At 31.7% G+C, this 22,150-nt stretch carries 14 protein-coding genes, 1 pseudogene and 1 riboswitch; of the genes and pseudogenes, 4 read left to right on the forward strand and 11 right to left on the reverse strand.

What is annotated here, in order from left to right; all coding sequences use genetic code 11:
- Window positions 1-12 precede the first annotated feature (12 nt).
- The 7 genes from nspC to ribH all read right to left on the reverse strand — a co-directional run bounded on the left by nspC (window position 13) and on the right by ribH (window position 7,001).
- Window positions 13-1,200: a carboxynorspermidine decarboxylase gene (nspC, locus tag BCB68_RS10050; RefSeq protein ID WP_094080653.1), complete on the reverse strand. Its 1,188-nt coding sequence runs from the start codon at window positions 1,198-1,200 to the stop codon at window positions 13-15.
- Window positions 1,201-1,260: 60 nt separating this feature from the next.
- Window positions 1,261-2,475, reverse strand: a complete 1,215-nt coding sequence (locus tag BCB68_RS10055) for a saccharopine dehydrogenase family protein (protein WP_094080654.1) — start codon at window positions 2,473-2,475, stop codon at window positions 1,261-1,263.
- A gap of 54 nt (window positions 2,476-2,529) precedes the next feature.
- Window positions 2,530-3,033, reverse strand: a complete 504-nt coding sequence (locus BCB68_RS10060) for a hypothetical protein (protein WP_094080655.1) — start codon at window positions 3,031-3,033, stop codon at window positions 2,530-2,532.
- A 200-nt stretch (window positions 3,034-3,233) separates the two neighbouring features.
- On the reverse strand, window positions 3,234-4,445 hold the full coding sequence (locus BCB68_RS10065; protein WP_094080656.1) for a bifunctional 3,4-dihydroxy-2-butanone-4-phosphate synthase/GTP cyclohydrolase II: 1,212 nt from the start codon (window positions 4,443-4,445) through the stop codon (window positions 3,234-3,236).
- Between the two features lie 108 nt (window positions 4,446-4,553).
- Window positions 4,554-5,228, reverse strand: a complete 675-nt coding sequence (locus tag BCB68_RS10070; protein ID WP_094080835.1) for a riboflavin synthase — start codon at window positions 5,226-5,228, stop codon at window positions 4,554-4,556.
- A gap of 54 nt (window positions 5,229-5,282) precedes the next feature.
- A complete protein-coding gene (ribD, locus tag BCB68_RS10075; protein ID WP_172826474.1) occupies window positions 5,283-6,437 on the reverse strand; it encodes a bifunctional diaminohydroxyphosphoribosylaminopyrimidine deaminase/5-amino-6-(5-phosphoribosylamino)uracil reductase RibD in 1,155 nt (384 codons plus the stop codon).
- 99 nt (window positions 6,438-6,536) lie between these two features.
- Window positions 6,537-7,001: a 6,7-dimethyl-8-ribityllumazine synthase gene (gene ribH, locus BCB68_RS10080; protein ID WP_094080657.1), complete on the reverse strand. Its 465-nt coding sequence runs from the start codon at window positions 6,999-7,001 to the stop codon at window positions 6,537-6,539.
- 171 nt (window positions 7,002-7,172) lie between these two features.
- A riboswitch (FMN riboswitch) is annotated at window positions 7,173-7,303 on the reverse strand.
- 217 nt (window positions 7,304-7,520) lie between these two features.
- On the opposite strand from ribH, the gene BCB68_RS10085 reads away from it, so the two are divergent.
- Window positions 7,521-8,183, forward strand: coding sequence for a C40 family peptidase (locus tag BCB68_RS10085; RefSeq protein ID WP_094080658.1), 663 nt, complete (start codon window positions 7,521-7,523; stop codon window positions 8,181-8,183).
- 320 nt (window positions 8,184-8,503) lie between these two features.
- On the opposite strand, the pseudogene BCB68_RS10090 reads toward BCB68_RS10085, so the two are convergent.
- The 4 genes and pseudogenes from BCB68_RS10090 to BCB68_RS10105 all read right to left on the reverse strand — a co-directional run bounded on the left by BCB68_RS10090 (window position 8,504) and on the right by BCB68_RS10105 (window position 17,559).
- Window positions 8,504-15,268, reverse strand: a pseudogene (locus BCB68_RS10090) (autotransporter-associated N-terminal domain-containing protein).
- Window positions 15,269-15,717: 449 nt separating this feature from the next.
- Window positions 15,718-16,161, reverse strand: a complete 444-nt coding sequence (locus BCB68_RS10095) for a hypothetical protein (RefSeq protein ID WP_094080659.1) — start codon at window positions 16,159-16,161, stop codon at window positions 15,718-15,720.
- Window positions 16,162-16,185: 24 nt separating this feature from the next.
- A complete protein-coding gene (locus BCB68_RS10100) occupies window positions 16,186-16,794 on the reverse strand; it encodes an EndoU domain-containing protein (protein WP_094080660.1) in 609 nt (202 codons plus the stop codon).
- A 21-nt stretch (window positions 16,795-16,815) separates the two neighbouring features.
- A complete protein-coding gene (locus BCB68_RS10105; RefSeq protein WP_094080661.1) occupies window positions 16,816-17,559 on the reverse strand; it encodes an ABC transporter ATP-binding protein in 744 nt (247 codons plus the stop codon).
- A 254-nt stretch (window positions 17,560-17,813) separates the two neighbouring features.
- Here BCB68_RS10105 and BCB68_RS10110 point away from each other — a divergent pair, with 254 nt between their 5' ends.
- From BCB68_RS10110 to BCB68_RS10120, 3 genes are read left to right on the forward strand one after another with little or no spacing between them, the layout of a single operon-like run.
- A complete protein-coding gene (locus BCB68_RS10110) occupies window positions 17,814-18,608 on the forward strand; it encodes a class I SAM-dependent methyltransferase (RefSeq protein WP_094080662.1) in 795 nt (264 codons plus the stop codon).
- A 48-nt stretch (window positions 18,609-18,656) separates the two neighbouring features.
- Entirely contained in the window at window positions 18,657-20,393 is a 1,737-nt protein-coding gene (locus BCB68_RS10115; protein ID WP_094080663.1) for an ABC transporter ATP-binding protein, read from the forward strand.
- A gap of 12 nt (window positions 20,394-20,405) precedes the next feature.
- On the forward strand, window positions 20,406-22,145 hold the full coding sequence (locus tag BCB68_RS10120) for an ABC transporter ATP-binding protein (protein WP_094080664.1): 1,740 nt from the start codon (window positions 20,406-20,408) through the stop codon (window positions 22,143-22,145).
- Window positions 22,146-22,150: the final 5 nt, after the last annotated feature.

The raw sequence follows: 22,150 nt of genomic DNA on the forward strand, positions 1-22,150 counted from the left end.
TTTTCCCTTTCACTAAGAAAGCCTATTACGAAAATCCTCATACTTAAATGTACGAATAACTTTTAATCCATCCTTTTCAGTATAAACTGCAATTGACGGAAGATTTATTCCATTGAAGGTGTTTGTTTTAACCATGCTGTAATGCGCCATATCGGTAAAAATCAGTTTATCCCCAACTTTTACTGGCTCATCAAAAGAATAATCTCCGATAATATCTCCTGCAAGACAGGTTGGTCCACCAAGTCTATAATTATATTTTTTCTCATTTGGCATTCCAGAACCGAAAATATACGGTCTATACGGCATTTCTAAAACATCAGGCATATGACACGAAGCCGATGTATCAAGCAAAAGTATATCAATTTCATTTTTTGTCATATCCAGTACCTCTGACACCAAAAATCCTATGTTTAACGCGACAGCTTCTCCTGGCTCAAGATAGACTTCCACATCATATTTATTTTTGATGTGATTTATACATTCTACAAGCTTTTCTATGTCGTAATCTTTTCGAGTGATATGATGTCCACCGCCAAAATTTACCCATTTCATATCATAAAGATATTTTCCAAACTTTTCTTCAAATATTTTTAGCACATTTTCCAAAGCGTCGGAATTTTGCTCACAAAGTGCGTGAAAATGAAGTCCATCTAATCCAGAAAGCCTTTTTTCGTCAAAATTTTCCAAAGTCACTCCAAATCTTGAATATCTTCCTGCAGGGTTGTAGATTTCTGTTTCAACTTCTGAAAATTCAGGATTAATTCTAAGTCCACAGCTTATTTTTTTTCCAGTTTCTTTTATTTTAGCAAAAACTCTGTCTTTAAATTTATCCCACTGATTAAACGAATTAAACACGATATGATTAGTTAAATCTAATATTTCATCAAATTCATCATCTCTGTAAGCTGGATTAAAAATGTGAGTTTCGATATTTTTATCAGAAACTTTTTTTTCCATTTCTTCATAACCAAGTTTTGCCTCAAATAGTGAACTTGCTGTAGTTCCGTCCAAATACTGCGCTATTAACGGATAAAAATAAAACATCGAAAATCCTTTTTGCGCCAACAAAATTTTACATCCAGTTCTATCTTTAACACCTTTCAGCACTTCCAAATTTTTTTTCAAAAGTCTTTCATCCACCAAAAATGATGGTGTTGGAAGATTTGTAATATCTATGTCTATATATTTATTTTTTGTCACTTTTCCTCCTAATTTAAATATTTTGTTAAAATTTTTGATTTAAAAAAATTTTCACAAAAACTAATCCACTAATTCAGGATTAAAATCTTCAATCCAAGGAAGTCCAAATTTATTTAATGCATCCATAAATTTATCAGGATCAAGTTCTTCCACATTGTAAACTCCTGGTTTTTTCCATTCTCCAGTAAGCACCATAGATGCCCCGATCATCGCTGGAACTCCAGTCGTATACGAAATTGCCTGAGAACTAACTTCTTTGTAGCATTCTTCATGTGTGCAGACATTGTAAAGATAATAAGTTTTATCTTTTCCATCTTTTTTCCCTCTAAAAATATTTCCAATATTCGTCTTTCCTTTAGTTCTAGGTCCAAGTGAAGCAGGATCTGGAAGCACAGCTTTTAAAAACTGCAGTGGCACAATTTTTTGACCTTCAAAATCAATTGGCTCAATCGAAGTCATTCCCACATTTTCCAATACTTTTAAGTGAGTCAAGTAACTTTGCCCAAAAGTCATAAAAAATCTAATTCTCTTAATACCTTTTATATTTAATGCAAGTGACTCAAGTTCTTCGTGATGAAGCAAATACATATCCTTTTCCCCAATTTGCGGAAAATTATACACTCTTTTAATTTCCATTGGCTTTGTTTCCACCCATTTTCCATCTTCCCAGTAACTTCCATTAGCAGTCACTTCTCTTATATTTATTTCAGGATTAAAATTTGTCGCAAACGGATACCCATGATCTCCAGCATTTGCGTCAAGAATGTCAATATAATTAATTTCATCAAAATAATGCTTTTGTGCATAAGCTGAAAATACTCCAGTCACACCTGGATCAAATCCGCAACCTAAAATCGCTGTAATCCCAGCATCTTCAAATTTTTTACGATAGTCCCACTGCCATTTATATTCAAATTTCGCCGTATCTAGCGGTTCATAATTGGCTGTATCCAAATAATCTGTCTTAGTTTCAAGACAGGCATCCATTATTGTCAAATCCTGATAAGGTAGTGCCACATTTATCACAATATCAGGTTTATATTCATTTATTAATGCCACAAGTTCTGGCACATTGTCAGCATCAACTTTAGCTGTCTGAATATCAATTCTTCCTGCATATTTACTTTTTTTGATTGTTTCTTTAATTGCATCACATTTAGATTTTGTTCTACTGGCAATCATAATGGAGCTAAAAACTTCTGAATTTTGTGCACATTTATGACACACGACATTTGACACTCCTCCTGCTCCTATTATTAATGCTTTTTTACCCATTTTTTTACCTCCTGCTTTCATTTACATTTAATAGTTTTTAAATTTTTAAATTAATTAATCAATATAAATTATCCCATTTTTAAAATAAATTCTATTTGCATTTTTTTCTTTCAAATTAAATTTTATTTCAACAGAATTTACTTTTATTCCCATTTTCCTAGCTTCTAACTCATTTAATGTCCTATTTACCTTTGCTAAATTTATACTTTCAGGTATTAATTTATTTATCAATTCTTTACTTATGAGCACTTTTTTTAATTTATATTTAAATTTTCCTTTTTCAAATGGATAATTTAAATTTGTATTTATTCCTGTTTTTATCACCGCTTCCACTTCCATGGCTTTGTAAATTAACTCAACTTTACTGTTGTCATAAGGTCGGATTTCTACTACTGTAATTCCTAATCTGTCAATTGGATATTCTATATTATCATTTAATTCTGGTTTTTCCGCTCTTGGTACATTTTTTTCAATTTCTTTCACTTGCGTCTGCATTTCAAATGAATAAGAAGATACTCCCGTAACAATTAACATTGCAATTAATAATTCTTTTAACATATTTTCCTCCTTCTTAAACTTTTTTATACGATTTAAAATATATAAAAACTACTAATAATATTATTTCTATAAAAGAATAAAAAGTTAAATTTATCTTTTTTTATTTTACTTTTTCAATTAATTATATCACAAATATTTTAAAATTTTAATTATTTTTATAAAAAAATTACAACATCAAATGCTGTAATTTTATTAATATTTTATAATTCTTGTTTTAAAATGTGTCCCATTTTTTCTTTTTTTGTTTTCAAATATTTTCCATCAATTTCATTTGCAGGGATTTCAATTTCTTCTCTATTCACAACTTTTATTTTATAATCTTCAAGGCCCTTAATTTTAGCTGGATTATTTGTCATAAGTGAAATTGATTTTATTCCCAAATCTTTTATTATTTGAGCTGCCACTGCATAATCTCTTAAATCTCCCTCAAATCCAAGTTTGTGATTGGCTTCCACTGTATCAAATCCTTCATCTTGAAGTTTATATGCTTTTAATTTATTTAAAATTCCTATTCCCCGACCTTCCTGTCTTAAATAAATAACAAGGCCTTGCCCCCTTTTTTCTATTTCATTTAAAGCTTTGTGAAGCTGAGCTTGGCAATCACATCTTTTCGAGCCAAAGACATCGCCAGTCAAACATTCAGAATGAAGTCTGACGCTTACGTTTTCTTTGCCTTTCACGTCGCCTTTAATTACAGCAATATATTCCTTATTTTCTATTTTATCGCTATATCCTATAAAGTCAAATGTCCCATATTTTGTTGGTATTTTAACACTTGCTTCACTTTTTACCAACTTTTCGTTATTTTTTCTGTATAAAATTAATTCATCAACTGTAATAATTTTTATGTCGTGTTTTTCACAAAATACAAATAGATCATCTCGTCTTGCCATCGTTCCATCGCTGTTTAGCATTTCCATAATAACTGCAACTGGCTCAAATCCAGCAAGTTTGGTCAAATCCACAGCGGCTTCAGTGTGTCCCCGTCTTTCCAGAACTCCATTTTTCTTAGCAATCAAAGGAAACATATGACCAGGTCTTAAAAAATCTTCTGGCTTTTTATTCGGATTTGCCAAATCCAGAACAGTTTTTAATCTGTCAGCTACCGAAATTCCAGTTGTTGTCCCTTCAGCCGCATCTACTGAAATTGTAAAAGCCGTCCCGTGATGGTCAGTATTGTGATGGGTCATCGGATCCAACATAAGTCTTTCGGCTACTTCGTGGGAAACTGGCACACACATAAGTCCTCTTGCTTCATTTATAATAAATCTCATCCATTCATAGGTTGCAACTTGTGCAGGAAGTATCAAATCCCCTTCATTTTCCCTATCTTCGTCATCCACAACTACAATTGGTTTTCCAATTTTCAAATCTTCTAAAGCTTCTTCAACACTATTAAAATTTTTTTTCATTTTATCTCTCCAATCAAAACTTATAATTTATTTTAGCTATAAAATATAAATTGTTACATTTTGACAAGGAATAAAAATTCCTTTATTTTACTTAATTTTGCTCAATTCTTAAAATCCATTTTTTTGTAAAAAATCCATCGTTATTTTTGATTTTTCTTCTTTTTTACCATTTTCCATTTCCTCAAATTTCAAAATTTTCTCAACATATTTTCCAAATAAATCGGTTTCAATATTGACAAAATCTCCAGCCTTTTTTCTCCCAAGCGTAATATTTTCAAGCGTATGTGGAATTAAAGACACCGAAAAAGTTCCTAAATCATCATCTACATCAATTACGGTAAGACTTGCTCCATCTATCGTAATTCTACCTTTTTGGACCACATATTTTATATTATTTTTGTGCTTTTCTTCCAGCTGAAATTTATATAATTTTGCTATTCCCTTGGAAGTAATCGACAAGATTTTGGCTTCGCTGTCAACATCTCCCATAACTAGATGTCCTCCTAAAAATGTTATCAGAGTCAGTGATTTTTCAAGATTAACTTTATCTCCAATTTTTATTCGTTTAAGTCCACTTCTATTAATTGTTTCATACATCACATCCGCTGTAAAAGCTTCACCATTCATCTTTGTAACAGTAAGACACACTCCATTGACCGCAATACTGTCTCCTATTTTTGCTTTTTTAGTAACTTCATTGCCTTTAACAGTTATGCCAAGTCCTGTTTCTTTTTTGGAAATATTTATCACTTCTCCCATTTCTTCAACTAAACCTGTAAATATATGAATCACCTCCCTTTAAATTTAGAGAACTTTATTTTCTACGCATTTTAATTTTTACTTTTCTGAATATTTTTTCAAATAAAATTTCATTCCAACATTTTCGCCATAAATATTATTTTTCACATTATTTAATAGAATAGCTTCTTCCATTTTATCTTTTGAAAATCCTGAAATAAAAGGTTTTGCATTTTTGTCTCCTAAAATTTTATTGGCAACAAAAATCTCTCCCGCATCTATCACTTCTTCTTTAAATGCAAGTGAAATAAGACTTTCTCCGCCTTCTAATAAAACGCTGTCAATTCCCATTTTTCCAATCTCTTCAAGCATTTCTTTAAAACTAAATTTTTCTTTATCAAGAAATATAAATTTCACTTTATTATTTTGACTTAGTCTTTTCTGTTTCATCTTAATTTCAAAATCTTTGTCATTAATATTTTCAGAATTTTCAACAAACTGATTTTTTTGCGAAGTAATAATCACAGTTTTTTCATCTTCATTATTTTTTACAACTTTACAATTTTCATCAATCTTTAAATGTGGATCGACAACTACTCTAAAAGGATTTACTCCATTTTGAATCCTTGCTGTAAGACTTGGATTATCAAGCACAACTGTGTTTATGCCGACCATTATTCCCATAAATTTATTTCGGTAAAATTGAACTTTTTCACGAGCAATTTCGTTTGTAATCCATTTGGAATTTCCTGTCTTTGTAGCAATTTTCCCATCCAAAGTTATTGCACATTTTAAAAACAAATACGGAATTTTTGTTTTTATATATTTAAAAAAAACTTGATTTAATTTATCGCACTCATCTTTTAATACACTTTCTACGACTTCAATCCCAGCTTTTTTTAGCATCGCCACGCCTTTTCCAGCAACTTGTGGATTTGGGTCACTTGAACCTACAAAACATTTTTTTATTCCCATATCAATTATTTTTTTTGCACAGGGCGGTGTTTTTCCATAATGTGAACACGGCTCCAAAGTAACATAAATTGTAGCCCCACAAGCCTCTTTCCCTGCTTCTTCCAATGCATAAACTTCCGCATGTGATCCACCAAAAAATCTATGATACCCTTTTCCTACCACTTTTCCATCTTTTACAACAACAGCTCCGACCAAGGGATTAGGATTCACTGCTCCTTCTCCTTTTTTAGCCAGTTCTATTGCCATTCTCATATATTTTTTGTCAATATTTTCTTCCATTTTATTTTTTTATTTTCCTTTTTTTATTAATTTTTAAAGTTTTTAAAATTTAATTTTAGAAAATTAGAAATATCAAATATTTAAATATTTATTATAAAATTATCCAATATTTTTTATCAAATCAATCATTTCTAATGCTCCAAATGCTGCATCAGCACCTTTATTCCCTGCTTTTGTACCCGCTCTTTCAATAGCTTCTTCAATATTATTTGTAGTAAGCACACCAAACATAACAGGTAATCCTGTGTGCAGTGAAATCTGAGCAACTCCCTTGGAAACTTCCGCACAAACATAGTCAAAATGAGGAGTTGCTCCTTTTATAACAGCTCCCAACGCCAAAATTGCATCATATTTTTTTGACTCAGCCATTTTTTTAGTAATTAAAGGTATTTCAAATGCTCCTGGAACCCATGCAACATCAATATCGTCGTCATTTACATCATTTCTTTTCAGTACATCTACTGCTCCTGCAACCAATTTTGATGTAATAAATTCATTAAATCTTCCTGCAACAATTCCTATTTTTAAACCTTTTCCATTAAATTTTCCCTCTAGTGTTCTCATTTTTGTTCCTCCTATTTTATTTAGTTTTTAATTTTTATAATTTTATTTTTAAAATAAAAAAAACTGGATTTTTAACCCAGAGCTTTAAATTATTTTAAGAAATTTTTATAACTTTATGAATTTTTTACTTATGTTAATAGTTAAATTTTTCTTTTCTTAAATTCACATATTATACCACTTCTTTCATCCAGACTGTACTGTCGGTAACGGAATTGCACCGTTTCATGCAACTAAAATATATTTAGCTTTGCTCGTGGACTTTAACCACCGGTCAGGAATTTCACCTTGCCCTGAAGTTTACTATTAAAGCTATTATATACTCTTTTTCTCAATTTGTCAAATGATTTCATTTTTAATTTCTTTTAAAATTAAAAAAAATTAATCAATTTAAAATTTTATTTTTTTAAAATTAATGATATAATACTACAAGTGTCGTTTAAAAATTATAATTACTAAGTTCGACATTTAAAATATAAAATAATACAAAATATGCAAACAAGGAAAGGATTTTTAACATTTATGAAAAAAAAGGGACTTTTAACTACGACTTTTATGATGGTCGCAATGCTTCCTGGAACTTTGCAAGCCAAAGTTTCAAAAACTAAAAAACCTATAAAAAAGAAAACTTTAGCAGCAAATACGAAATCAAAAAATATTTCAAGAAAAAAAATAACTTCTTCTAATTCAGGAATTTACTCAATTCCAAAAAATAATAAATCAGAACTTGTTGTAGAAAAGATGAACGAGTTAAAAAAATATCACGAAAAAGTGCTTCACTCAGGAACAGCTGCTCAAAAGAAAAAAGTTTTCACGCAAAAAAAACTTTTGACATCTTATAGTCATTGGAAAGGAACAAAATATGCATTAGGTGGAGATTCTAAAAAAGGTATCGACTGTTCTGCCCTAACTCGTCAAGTTTATCGTGAAGTATATAAAAAAGAGCTTCCAAGAGTTTCAGCTCAGCAAGTAAAATCTGGAAAAAGAGTTGCAAATAAAAATTTGGAGCCAGGAGATATTTTATTTTTCAAAACTAACGGCGGAAAAACTAACCACACTACAGTTTATGTTGGAAATACATTATTTATAAACGCCTCTTCTTCAAAAGGGGTCGTTATGTCTTCTCTAAAAAGCCCATATTGGAATAAGTCTTATAAATATGGAGTCAGAGTAAAAAAATCATAAAATAATTTATTTAATTTCTAAATATAAATTATATTTAGAGATTTTTTATTTTTTATACAATGAAAATGTCTGGAATTTTTTTAAAATATACACATAAATTCAGTAATATAGCAACTTTTTATTGTATTTACATAATTTTCAATATGATAATTTTAAATAAAATATCATAAAAAAATCACAGTTAAATTAATAACTGTGATTTTATCTTTTAGATATTTAACTTTTTGTCTAATTTTAAATATCTAATTTTTTTGAGACGATTATTTCATGAGATAAATCCTCTTTTGCTATTTTACACTTCTGTAAAAAACTTATTTGAATTAGTAAATCAATCTAAATCCTACACCGCTTCTTACATTCTTACCTTTAGTGTCGTATCCTGCATTTACTGTTACTCCAAATCTTGTGTTGTCCACTCCGATATTTAAGTCAAACTTACCGTTTCCTTTTCTATCTTCCTTGTCTCCTCTTATTCCAAACCAGTCTGCATCTGTATATCTTACTCTTCCTTCGTTGTTCTTACTTGCCATCTTTCCTAGTTCATTTTCATATGCCGCTGTAAGTCCTACTGATAGATTTGTTTTTACTGCCATTGGTTGGATATATTTGAACTCTAGTCCTGCTTCCGGTTTTACTGAGAAATAGTTGTTTCCTTTTACTTCCAATCTCATTTCCCCTGAATCCTCTTTAATTTTGCTAAATCTTCCATACTCCATCTTTAACGCTCCATAAGGTCTTAAGTGTGTTCTTTCACTCAATCTTATATCATATCCCAAGTCTGTCTTAAGCGCTGCTCCATATGAATGATAATCTGATTTTGCTTGGAATATATCGTCTACAACTAAATATCTACGTTTCATATCATTAATTCCGAAGAATACATCTCCTCCAATTGTCCATTGTAGTGATCCATTATGATCTTTTGACGGCGACATTGTCTTAAAGACTCCTGCTTTAATTTGAGTTTGGTTTTCTCTTGAATGCCCTATATCTTTAAATTTAAATCTATTTGTTACTGCTCCTGCATACCATCCTTGTGAGTTACCCATCTTAACTGTTTCATCTTCATGAACATAAGCTACTCCGTAGGCATTACTTGTATAGTCAATAACCCCCGCTGTGTCAGTATTATATTCATCTCTTTGACCAAATACTTTTATCTTGTTGTTTTGTTTTGATGAATTTCTCCAGTCATGTTTTAAATATCTGAATTCTTTGTCCAACAAGTTTCCTGTTGCATTGATTCTTTGCTGTAGATTTCCATATTGGTGTCCCATCATTTCGTCTGTCGCTTGATAGAATAAAATTTCCTCGTTATTTCCTATTCCATTTAACTTATTAAATAATGTTTTTTCTCTTGTCCCTAAACCTTCAACTCCATATCTTTGTTCCAATCCATCTAGGAAATTGTATGTATCTGTACTATTTACTGGAGTATTTTGATTTCCTGCCCATTTAGTATATGGTATTTTTGCCAAGTAAGCATTTTCTATTGTTCCATCTGTTTGGTTTTGTGCTACACTTGACATCCATGTAAGTGAACCTGAATAAATATTCCATTTTCCAATCTGTGGATTATTTAAAATCATCTGATTATATGGTGCAAGTATTTGTGGACTTAATTGAATATATTTACTTGTTGTATTTTGTGCCGCTTCTGTCCCTATAATCAAATCTGCATTCTTTAACGTACTCAGATTACTTAATCCAACTATTGGTCTTGTAAACCGTTTGTTTGAAGTGTCTATATACATTCCTATTGTTGAAACTTCCATTGGTTTGTATTCTTCTCCTGTCGTTGTCGCTACTTCTGGTACTACTGGCACTCCGTTTACTGTTATTGTCGCTGTTGATGAACCTGATGGCGCATGTATCTTAATTCCCGCCATATCTTTTGATATTTCATGTCCTGGCTGCGGAATCTGAGTATTTACTGATCCTGCTCCTCTTATAGTCAATGTTCCGTAGTTCTTGATTATTCCTGGATTATTTCCTGCCGCATTTCCTTTCGAAAGTAATCCTACCGCTTCATCGGCATTAATATCAATTGTTCCATTATTTTCTATTGTCGAACCAGCTTTAACTACCACTCCAACTACTTTCTTTAGTCCTGTTCCATTTGACTTGATTATTCCGTTATTTATTCCTTCTGCTCCGTTATCAAGGTACATTCCTGTTGTGTTGCTTGCATTCAAGTTAATTGTTCCACTGTTTACTACCTTTGTTCCTTTGTTTACTCCGTACATTCCTATACTGTATGGTCCTACTACATTAATTGTTCCCTTGTTTTCTATGTTTCCTGTATAAGCCGGTGTTGTCGCATCTCCTATATATCCTGCCGCCATTCCTATTGCATACTGGTTAGCTGTCGGATCAGAATTTGAAGCTCCTACTGTTATTGAAACACCTGGATTATTTACCGCATTTCCTCCATTTATACTGTAAATTCCTACGTTTCCTATTCCTGAACTGTAGTTAATATCTGCATTATTTACTACATTTCCTGCTGAATAAAGTCCATAGTTTAGTGAACCAGTCGAAGTTAACGGTGTATTGTTTATCACTGTTCCTGATGTATCTCTTGAGAATACGAAGACTGTGTTATCTCCAACTGTCTGTGAAGTCATATTACTTGTTATTGTATTTCCTGTTCCTTCGTTGATGAATCCATATGAACCATTACCAATTGCCATTGTAGAACCTGCATCTGCCGTTATGTTGTTTCCTGTTCCTTTTGTGTATACCCCAATTGCTTCATCTTCTCCCAGATTAATTATAGAACTGCTTGTTAATCTAACGTTTCCACCTGTACTTAGTATTCCCTTACCTTTGTTTCCAATATTTAGTGTTCCGTTATTTACCACATCTGCACCTTCAGAATAGATTCCATAAGCTTTTCCGCTTTTATCTGTTATTGTTGCTGCATTTGTTAGGGTTCCACCTGTTGTATAAAGTCCAACAACACCTCTGTCGCTACCATTATTTACAATGTTTATATTAGTTGTATTTGTTGCTGTATTGTCATAGAAAATACCAGCTCCAGAACCATTTGCAGAACCAGTGTATTTTATTTCAAAAGTTTTTCCATTAGGATTTACAATTGAACCGTTTGAAACAGAAATTCCTACACCTTTGTCTTTTACTTCTATTCCTGTATCTGAAGTAAAGTTTACGACACTTTTTGTTCCGCTTGCATAAACTCCAATTCCGTTAGTTCCTACTGCAATGTCTGAACTTCCTGTTCCTCCTAGATTAATCGTATTTCCTTTTCCTTCGGATACTATTCCAACGCCACTATCTCCAGTCATTACTATTTTACCATTATTTGTAATAACTCCATTTGAAGTTGAAACTAATCCTGTCCCTGCAACATCATTTGTATTTCCATACAATCCAATTGAACCATTTCCTGCAACTGTTATTGTACCATTATTAGTTACTTCTAAAACCTTATTACTTCCCAAAGTTCCAGTTGTTATCAGATTGTCAGTTCCATAAGTTTTTAATGTGGAAGCCGAAGCAAATCCTGCCATACCTACTCCGCTTGAAGTAATATTTATAGCACTATTATTTGTAAGGCTGCTTCCATTTATTCCATACGCTCCAATTCCGTTATCCACATTGATAGTTCCTTTATTATCAACATATCCAAAACTTGTAGACAATGCTGTTGTATTTGAAGGCGTACCTCCTGTTATATTAATTGTTCCGTTATTTGTGTATCCTGTAGTTGTATTATTGGGAACATTATCATGAGAAGCCATTGACAATCCTTTTCCAGTTGCAGAACTTACAGTTACACCATTTGCTATAGTAAACTGTTCATTTGAAAGCCCTATTTTTGTATTAAATTCATCTGTCGGATCATCTAAATTTTGATTATTATTAAGATTAAATATGCCATCTATGTAATATATTTTATATCCATGCCCATTATCATTTAAAGCAGCAAGTTTCATATCAGTTTTTACTCCGTTAATTCCTGCTGTTGAACCTGTCCAGTTTGTAACTCTACCTTGATAAGTACGTAATACTGAATTATCTCCAGTAAGATTTACAGTTACATTACTCATTCCGTTATATTTAGTAGCTGTTCCTCCTGTAGCTGCAGTATAATCTGTATCTTCACCAGTCATTAAAATACCATCAGACATATTTATTGTAGTAGTTCCTGTAAAATCTATTACAGAAGAATTATTATCCGCATAAAATGGTGTAGATTTAGAGTGGTCTACTGTAGAAGTTCCACTTGCAACTACACTACCTGAAGTTGCATTATCTTCCTGATAAATAGTTCCACCTGCGAAATTAACTTTTCCTCCGTTTAATGCAATCAATGCACTTGATTCTCCCGTTTGTATAACATTATTTGAAGATGTAATATTTACTGTTGACCCTGTTCCATCAGCAAAACCTGCTGTTCCTGCAATTGTCATTCCTCCATTTAAGTTTACTACTCCGCCACCTCTGGCAAGCCCAGCTATATTTCTAAACTTATAAGGTTTTGTTGCTGCATCTGAAGCGACCCATTCATCTTTAGCCGTTACAGCTCCTGTCGCATTTACTATTGACCCCGTTCCATCAGCAAAACCTATTATTGAATAAAATCCTTTGGCATCTGTCGTTCCTTCAGCATTGACAAGTCCACCATCTTTTGCAAGATAGGCGATAGGATTTATTCCTGTTTCAGATGAAGTTCCTAACGTACCACCTGTTAATAAATATCTTCCCGTCATTTCAACATTTTTACCAATGTTGATTGTACTTGGCTTACCATTAAGACTACTAGCAGTTGCTGAACTCATTTGATGTTTACCATTATCCCATTTTCCATTTGCATATGCAATAATTGTAGCTGTTGCAGCCTGATTTGCATTATCATCAGCTGAAATGTTTCCAGGTGCCACTGTTACTTCGCTTCCATAATCTTTTATTGGACCACCCATTATACCAACAATTTTATGATCATTTGTACTTTTTGCCACATCTATTTGAGTTCCATATTCTGAAGTAATCATTATCCCACTCTTAGAATATTTACCAAATTGAATGTCAATATCATTTACTTGAAGTGCATGAATAGGATCATAATCGAACATACTAGTAGTAGCTCCTGTTGTTTCTGCAGGTGCCCCTAAATCTCTAAAAGGAGAAATTCCACTTCTCTGTCCTGAACGCGAAAAAATACCTACATTTGTTTCCACATATTTATCATCACCACCAGGTTTATTTCCTCCAGTCTGATTACCTATATTTGATATATTACGTTGACTTCCAATAGCAGCTTTTGCACTTATTTCCCCTTGATAAATACCTACTATTGATTCTTGCCATTTAGCTACTGAGTTGGCTCCTCCTGTTCTACCTTCCTGATACGGATCATCTGCTGCATCTTTCGTTTTATTCCCAAAATACAGTATTATATTATCGTCACCATACGATTTAACATATTTTGTTAAATTTATATATGGTACCATCCCTGTCCCGCTAGGAGTTGAAGTATCTGCAATTGTTGCTGTTCTTGTACCTCCTTCATATCCGGTGAAAGTTTTTCCAACTAAATTTTGATAATTTGGAGAATATCCGTATCCTGAATAAACCATATTTCCTTGACCTTCAAGAGTATATTCCCCTTCACTTTCTATTTTAAAAGCGGCCTGAACTCCTAATGCATTATAAATTATATTTCGACTAGAATTTCCAGGTATTTCAACATTTACTTCACCTGAAAATTCCCCTCTCTTATTATAAGTTCCAGGTACATTATATGTTTTTGTATGTAAAACCAAAGTTTCCCAAGCTGCTGGGTAAATAAGAAATACTGTATTATCATTTCCACCTTTAATATTAACTTTTACATTAGTATATTTATTATGTCCTGCATGCCAAGTTTCGATTGAATGAAATGCAGCTTGTCCATAAAGATTTGCTGTTATATCATAAAGTTGTCCATTTGCAACTGTATGTAATCCTACTTGACCTGCAACCTTTTTAGTCCCTGTACCTATTATTTTATCAGTTACCGAACTTCCACCTTTTATATAAAGATTAACTTTTCCATACTTATATCCACCTTGACCTAGTATATTTCCCGAATCATTCAAATATGTAATTATTCCTGGTCTGTTAGAAGTATAAGACGGAACAGTCTGTCCCTTGGTGTCTGTATCTCCTCCAGCTATGTTTCCAGGAGTACCGTTTATATCTACTCCAGCCCATAAATTTTCACCTCTACCTTCATAAACCGCAGGTGTAGTAGCTTTTGTAGTATTATTTCTCGTTACCATTTGACCACATCCTGTAAAACAGTAGTTAGCAAATGGTTTTGCATTAGGTTCAGGTAAAGTTACTGTTATATTTGGCGGTGTAGGTGTAGGTACAGTTACCGCTTTTGGAGGTTCTCCATTTACAGCTAAAGCATTTAACTGAGGAGCTCTTATTCCCAAATCTGGAATTTCTATGTTTACTGTTTTTGGTCTAATTGACGCTTCCACGTTCATTTCCACAATTGGTTCTTGTGCTGGGTCGTTACTTGCTATTCCGTATGATGAAGAAATTCCACTTCTTAAATTTGATGAGGCTGAACGTCTGTTTGCTCCCAAGGATAAATCTCCGTAATGGCTACTTAAAGGCGAAGTATATCTTTCAAATGAGTTTTTACTTCTCTCAAATCTTCCTTCATAAGGATATTTTTCTTTCTTATCTCCTCTTCCCTTATATGTTCCATTCCAATTGTTATTAAAATAATTCATACCGTATTGCCAGCTGCTCCAAGGTGATTTTACAACGTGATCCCCTTGTTCCATTAATTAAATTAACTCTAAGTTTGTGTCTCTAAGTAACTTATCATTTTTATTCCTTGCCTTTTTAAACTGTAATCTCATGTCTTTTATTGAGCTGTTTATCTGTCTAGTTTGAGTAGCTATCACATCTTCGGCAGAAAATGTCACGTTTGTAATTCCTAACGTTATAATTCCTGTCAAAAGAAACGTAATTAATGCTGAATCTGTGTATTTAAAGTCTTTTACTCTTTTGGCAAAAGCTTTTAAATCTTTTTTTAGTTGTCTTAAATTATTGCTTCCCATGATCTTTTTCCTTTCAAAACTGTTTTTATATGTTTTACATTTCAAAGAATTTTTTTTGAAAATAAAAAAATTTCAAGAATAATTTTTTTAAGTGAGTGATGAGTGAAATTTTTTATTTCCTCAAAAAAAACTTTTTATTATACGCTATAATTATACTAAAAAAAGAAAAAAAAACAAGTACTTTTTCTGAGAAACTTTAAAAAAATATAAATTTTTTTATTTGTTTTTTAAAGAAAAATTCCAAAATTTAACTAAATTACTGAATTTTCACAAATGATTTTTTTATTTGTTTTTTAAAAAGTTTTTTTTTGTTTTTAGTAATTCTTTTCATTTTTTTTAAGGAACAATATTATACTACTACACCACAGTTAATTCTATTTTTTATTATTTTTCAAAAAAAAATCACAGTACAACACTATGATTTTTTTATATATTCTTTATTTTCAAAATTAAACCTCAACCGCAACTTCATTTCTCAAACTTGGCTTCATCTCCAAAAATTCTCCCCAAAGTTCCAGAACAGCTTTATACTCGTCAAAATGACAGCTCCATTCTGGATATTCTTCACAAATTCCAAAAATTGTATGCTCAAAGCTCACTTTGTCTCTCGTTATTTTATGCTGAAACGACTGACCATCCCAATATGTTTCATTTATTTTCCCTTGTGCCACTTTGTTCACTTCATTCAAAAAATCTTGCACCATTTTTTCTTCTGGAAAATCTTCCATAATCGCCGTTATCAAAAACTTTGTATATTCATTTTGCTTTTTTTCTAAATCTTTAAATTTTATTGTTTTTTTTCCACCAAACTCCTGCGCATCAAAAAATTTTATTTCAGAAGTTGGCATAATTCCAAAATCTCCATTTTTACAATAACTAAATTTTACTCTCAATGTTGTATTCACCTTTCTCAAACTTTATCTATTTTCATAAACAGGGTATGCTGTAATTCTTGGACTTTTATATCCTCTTATCAAAACTTTGCTCTTACTCAAACCCTGCCACATATTTTTATCTCTTCCAGGAACATCTCTTCTATTTTCCCAAGCTGAGTTTATTTCATCAATTATTCTAGCTTCATCCCAATTGCTCGGAAACATCGTATTAACTCCACCATTTGAAGTCTTTTGCTGCCATTTTCCGCTAGAAGTTTTTATTTCAACAGTTGCCTTGTAAACCCCGTTTTTTGCAGGTTGTCCAATTTTTTTTACAATTCTAACATCACCCTTTAAAAGAGAGTGTCCGCCAGTAACTTTTCCTAAATGGTTTTCATCACCGCCTATTACATGCTCATAATCTATATTATACTTCCGATTTCCGCTGAAATCATCACTCCTGTGATTCTTATTTTTTTTAGAACCGAAAGACTTTTCATTTTTATTATTATCGCTATTTTCAGCAACCAAGCCTTTTATATAAGTTTTATCTGTGTTATTTTTAGTCATGTTGTCAAAATAAGTTTTTCCAAAAGCAAATAATGCAACTACAAATACTACTAAAATACTTAAAATCTTATTTTTTTTCATCTTTCCTCCTCACACATTTTTTTACAAAAGTTTTAATATTTCTCTTTTGTATTCTATAAATTTTTTTGTTAAAGTCACATCTTCACCATTCTCGCCTTCTGACAACTCAATTTTCAGTTCCTTTATGATTTTTCCCGGACTTCCAGAAATAATGTAAATTCTTTTGGAAATTAAAATTGCTTCGTCAATGTCGTGAGTTATAAATAACGTTGACAACTTTATTTTTTTCATTATATTTAAATACCAGTTTTGCATTTTTCGCTTTGTTATGGCATCCAGCGCACTAAATGGCTCATCTAGCAAAGCTACTTCGCAAGAAAACATATAAGTTCGTAAAAGTGCTGCACGTTGCCTCATTCCACCTGAAAGTTGACTAGGATATTTTTTTTCTGTACCCGCAAGTCCAAACTCTGCAAAATACTTTTGAGCTTTTTCTCTTGCAATAGACTTTTTCTCACCTTTTATGACCAAAGGCAATGATACATTGTCAATAATTGTCTTAAACGGCAAAAGTAAATCTTTTTGAAGCATATAACTTATTTTTCCAGATTTCTTTACAATATTTTCCCCATTTAGAAAAACTGTTCCGCAAGTTGGAGCAATTAACCCAGAAATCACATTAAACAGAGTAGTTTTCCCAACTCCGCTCGATCCCAGAATACAGACAAGTTCTCCCTCTCTCAAATCAATCGAAATATTTTCAATAATTTTTTTTTCATCAAATTCAACAGATACATTTCTAACTTGTAATTTAACATCATTCATTTTTTCACCTTAAAAATTTTATTCACGAAATTAGATTAGCATATGGAAAAAAAAATGTCAACAAAAAAATCTTTTTTATAAATGAACACAAATGAAACAAAGAATATTCATAATTTCAATTGTAAAAAATTCATAGTAATTTAAAATTAAGAAATCTATTTTATTTCTACCTTAAAAATTTGCATTTTTAATAAATATTGGTATAATTATATCGAATAGTTTGCTAACCAAAATATTTGAAGGAGGAAAGAAATATGAAAATAAAACTAAACAATATTTCAGAAACTATGCTTATTACTTTGCATGCACGTGCGAAGGATGCTGAAAGTAAAAATCCAATTTTAAATGATAAAAAATCTTCCGAGATTCTTTCACAGCTGGATTATGATTTTTCAAAATTTGAGAAGGCGTGGGCTTCGTACTATGGGATTCTTTCACGTGCGAAAGTGATGGATAATGAAGTAAAAAAATTTATGGAAAAATATCCAGATTGTGCGATTGTGTCAATTGGCTGTGGACTAGATACGAGATTTTTACGAATAGATAACGGAAAAATAAAATGGTACAATCTTGATTTGCCAGAAGTCATTGAAAAACGAAAGCTCTTTTTTGAACCAAATGAAAGAGTTATAGATATTGCAAAATCTGCATTTGATTCAGCATGGACAAAGGATATTAAGCTGGAAGGGAAGAAATTACTTATTATTTCTGAAGGTGTATTAATGTACTTTGAAGAACAGCAAATTAAACAGTTTTTGGAAATACTAACTGATAATTTTGATTCTTTTGAAGCTCAATTTGACTTGCTTTACAAAGGAACAGTTAAAATGAGTAAAAAACATGATACCTTAAAAAATATGGAAGCAAAATTTAGTTGGGGAGTAAAAGATGGAAGTGAAGTTGTAAAATTAAATCCAAAATTAAAACAAACTGGACTTATTAATTTTACTGACGAAATGAAACATCATCTTCCTGGCTGGAAAAAATTGTTTATTCCATTCTTTTACATTTTTAATAACAGACTTGGAATTTATACTTATGAAAAATAGAATTATTTTTTAATTTATTTCCTTTAATACATGAATGGAGGGATTATTATGAAAGAATTGAAATATTTGCTAAGTTTATCTGGTAAACATAAGGTGAAGCTGATTTTTTCAGCAATATTCAGTATAATTGGTACAACATTGTCTGCTGTGCCTTATCTTCTTGTGTATCAGATTGTTTTGGAGCTTTTTAAGGCGAATATTGATTATTCAAAAATAAAGTTCTGTGTTTCTATTGCGATATTTTTTATAATTGTAAAAATAATTATGCAGATTTTATCAGGGGTATTTTCACATATTGCGGCTTTTTCAATTTTGTACAAGATTAGGATTGATTTGATTGAGCATTTGTCAAAGCTAAATATGGGATTTTTTAAGAAAAATATGTCTGGAAAGCTGAAAAAGATTATTAATGAGGATATTGAAAAATTGGAACTTTTTATTGCACATCAGATTCCAGATTTATCATCAGCACTTGTAACTCCGATAATATTTTTGGGAATTATGATTTACTTTAACTGGAAATTGACACTTGTTTTATTTATTCCAATTATTCTAAGCATAATGGCGCAGGGAAAAATGTTTCAAAGCTACGGAACCCATGTAGAACATTATTATACTCTTCTTGCAAACTTAAACGCTACTATTATGGAATACATAAATGCAATGAATGTTATGAAAGCATTCAACCTTACTGCTAAATCATTCAAGGATTATCGGGATATTACTCAGGAATATGCGGATTACTGGATTGAACTCACAGAATTAAGTGTACCATTTTATTCAATTTTTCTCTGTCTGACTGATTCCGGGCTGCTTTTCATTATTCCCGTTGGCGGACTTATGCTATTTTATAATCAAATTTCAGTATCTGCGTATATTTTATTTATTTTAATGAGTACAATTTTTTTAAGCTCATTAAAGGCATTATTTGACTTGGCACACCATCTTTCCGCATTAACTAAAGGGTTAGGGAAAATTATGGAAATCAATGGGGAACAGGAGCAAAAATCTGGAAACACAAATTTCCCTTCTAATTTTTCAGGCTATATAAAATATGAAAATGTAAATTTTGCATATAAAAATAAAAATGTTATAAATAACTTTTCCTTGGAAATAAAATCTGGAACTTCAACCGCACTTGTAGGGCCTTCTGGCTCAGGAAAAACAACGATAGGACTTCTGCTTGGAAGATTTTGGGATATAAATAGCGGAAAAATAACTATTGATGGAACTGATATTAAGGACTTCGCTTACACAGGATTGGCTGACAATGTTTCGTTTGTCTTTCAGGATACATTTATGCTTCACGATACTATTTTTGAGAATATAAGAATGGGAAGGGATTATTCGCTGCAAGAAGTGGAAAATGCTGCAAAAAAGGCACAAATTCACGATTTTGTAATGTCCTTGCCTCAGAAATACGAAACTGTAATTGGTGAAGGCGGAATTAAGTTAAGCGGTGGGGAAAAGCAGAGAATTTCAATAGCTCGTGCTATTTTAAAAAATGCTCCAATTATCGTGCTGGACGAAGTTACTTCCTACTCTGACATTGAAAACGAAGCCAAGATTCAGGAGGCTCTGCGTACTTTACTAAAAGGAAAAACTGCCATTATCATTGCTCACAGGCTTTACACAATAAAAAATGCCGATAATATCGTTGTAATGAATAAAGGACGTATTACCGAGCAAGGTACTCATAAGGAGCTTCTGCAAAACAAGTCTGAATACTGGCATTTATGGAATTTATATAGCGATAATGATTTGATGGAAAATAAGGAAATTTAGGGGGTGTAGACAATGATTAACGATATTAGAAATATAAAAACTCTTGCTGGAAATAAATATAAAAATTTGAAAAAGCCAATATTTTTTCTAACAATAGATGCCATATTTTATATGATGAACTATGCAATGTTTTATTTTACAATTATTGATTTGATGAATAATAATTTTACAATGAAAAAGTTGATAATCTATACTTTTATTATGATTTTTGCCATTATATGCAGATTTGTATTAAATCGTATCGGATATATCGGGATTCAAAGCGAGGGAGCTAAAATTATTCAGGATTTGAGAATCAGGATGGGGGATCATTTGAGAAATTTGAATCTGGGATACTTTAACAGTCATAACATTGGGAATATTATTAATATTATGACAAATGATTTACAGGATTTTGAGCAGGTTATAACTCACAGCACATCAGAAATTATAAAGTTATCCATACTGACAATTTATCTTCTGTTAATTATATTTGCAATTTCACCTCTACTTGCCATACTGCAACTAATAATCTCCCTGACTGGATTAGTATTTGTCATTCTGGGAACGAAAAAAGGTGCAAAAATAGCATTGAAAAAGAAGCATACTATGGATAATGTTGTTTCACGTATGGTGGAATATATCGCCGGAATGGAACTTTTTAAAGCATATAATCTGACTGGGGAAAAATTCAAAAGACTAAAGGACAGCTTTAATGATTTGAAAAGGGAAAGTATAAATACTGAAATTGCTCTTGCCCCTTATGTCATGATTTTTCAGCTTATTACGGATATTTCCTTTGCCTTGCTTCTGCTTGTGTCTACACAGCTTTTTATGGCCTCTTCCATTAATAAAGTTGAATTTTTTTCATACATAATTATAGGGCTTTCACTTTCAAACGTGCTAAAAGCCTTTTCTACACAATATACTTTTATCCAATACTTGAAACTTGCCACAGATAAGCTGATAAATGTGCATAATGAAAAGGAAATTTCCTATGAACTTGAAAAAGTTACTTTACCAAATTACAATATAAAATTCCAGAATGTAAGTTTTTCTTATGAAAAAGACACTCCTGTTCTAAAAAACATCACTTTTGAAGCAAAACAGGGGACAAAAACTGCCCTAGTCGGTTCGTCAGGCTCTGGAAAAACAACTGTTACCAGCCTTATTGCAAGATTCTGGGACTGCCAGTCTGGCGAAATTACCATTGGTGGAGTAAATATCCAAAAAATATATCCAGAAGAACTGCCTACAAATATAAGCATGATTTTTCAAGATGTCTACTTGGTAAATGACACTTTTGAAAATAATATAAGGCTGGGAAAGCCTAAGGCTGCAAGGGAAGAAGTAATAAATGCGGCTAAAAATGCCAATTGCCACGATTTTATAATGGAAAGCGAAAATGGATATGACACTATAATCGGAGAAGGCGGCTCTACTTTGTCTGGTGGAGAAAAACAGAGAATTTCAATTGCAAGAGCATTATTAAAGGATACGCCAATTATTTTAGTCGATGAAGCCACAGCCTCACTTGATGCTGATAATGAATACGAAATAAGAAAATCTTTCAATATTCTTACAAAAAATAAAACTGTAATTACAATCGCCCACAAACTCAATACAATAAAAGATTATGACAAAATCATAGTTATGTTCGACGGGATAATCGAAGAAATTGGAAATCATGAGCAGCTTATGGAAAATAAAGGACGATATTACAAAATGTATACTGAAATGGAAAAGGCACAGTCAGAATTTGAACTAGTCTAAATTAA

Source organism: Leptotrichia sp. oral taxon 498 (assembly GCF_002240055.1).
GTDB classification, from domain to species: domain Bacteria; phylum Fusobacteriota; class Fusobacteriia; order Fusobacteriales; family Leptotrichiaceae; genus Leptotrichia; species Leptotrichia rugosa.

Coding starts and splice junctions, on each gene's coding strand:
- BCB68_RS10065 (WP_094080656.1), bottom strand. CDS start 4,445: ATGAAAAAAAATTTTAATAGTGTTGAAGAAGCTTTAGAAGATTTGAAA.
- BCB68_RS10085 (WP_094080658.1), top strand. CDS start 7,521: ATGAAAAAAAAGGGACTTTTAACTACGACTTTTATGATGGTCGCAATG.
- BCB68_RS10120 (WP_094080664.1), top strand. CDS start 20,406: ATGATTAACGATATTAGAAATATAAAAACTCTTGCTGGAAATAAATAT.
- BCB68_RS10110 (WP_094080662.1), top strand. CDS start 17,814: ATGAAAATAAAACTAAACAATATTTCAGAAACTATGCTTATTACTTTG.
- BCB68_RS10060 (WP_094080655.1), bottom strand. CDS start 3,033: ATGTTAAAAGAATTATTAATTGCAATGTTAATTGTTACGGGAGTATCT.
- BCB68_RS10105 (WP_094080661.1), bottom strand. CDS start 17,559: ATGAATGATGTTAAATTACAAGTTAGAAATGTATCTGTTGAATTTGAT.
- ribD (WP_172826474.1), bottom strand. CDS start 6,437: ATGGAAGAAAATATTGACAAAAAATATATGAGAATGGCAATAGAACTG.
- BCB68_RS10100 (WP_094080660.1), bottom strand. CDS start 16,794: ATGAAAAAAAATAAGATTTTAAGTATTTTAGTAGTATTTGTAGTTGCA.
- ribH (WP_094080657.1), bottom strand. CDS start 7,001: ATGAGAACACTAGAGGGAAAATTTAATGGAAAAGGTTTAAAAATAGGA.
- BCB68_RS10055 (WP_094080654.1), bottom strand. CDS start 2,475: ATGGGTAAAAAAGCATTAATAATAGGAGCAGGAGGAGTGTCAAATGTC.
- BCB68_RS10115 (WP_094080663.1), top strand. CDS start 18,657: ATGAAAGAATTGAAATATTTGCTAAGTTTATCTGGTAAACATAAGGTG.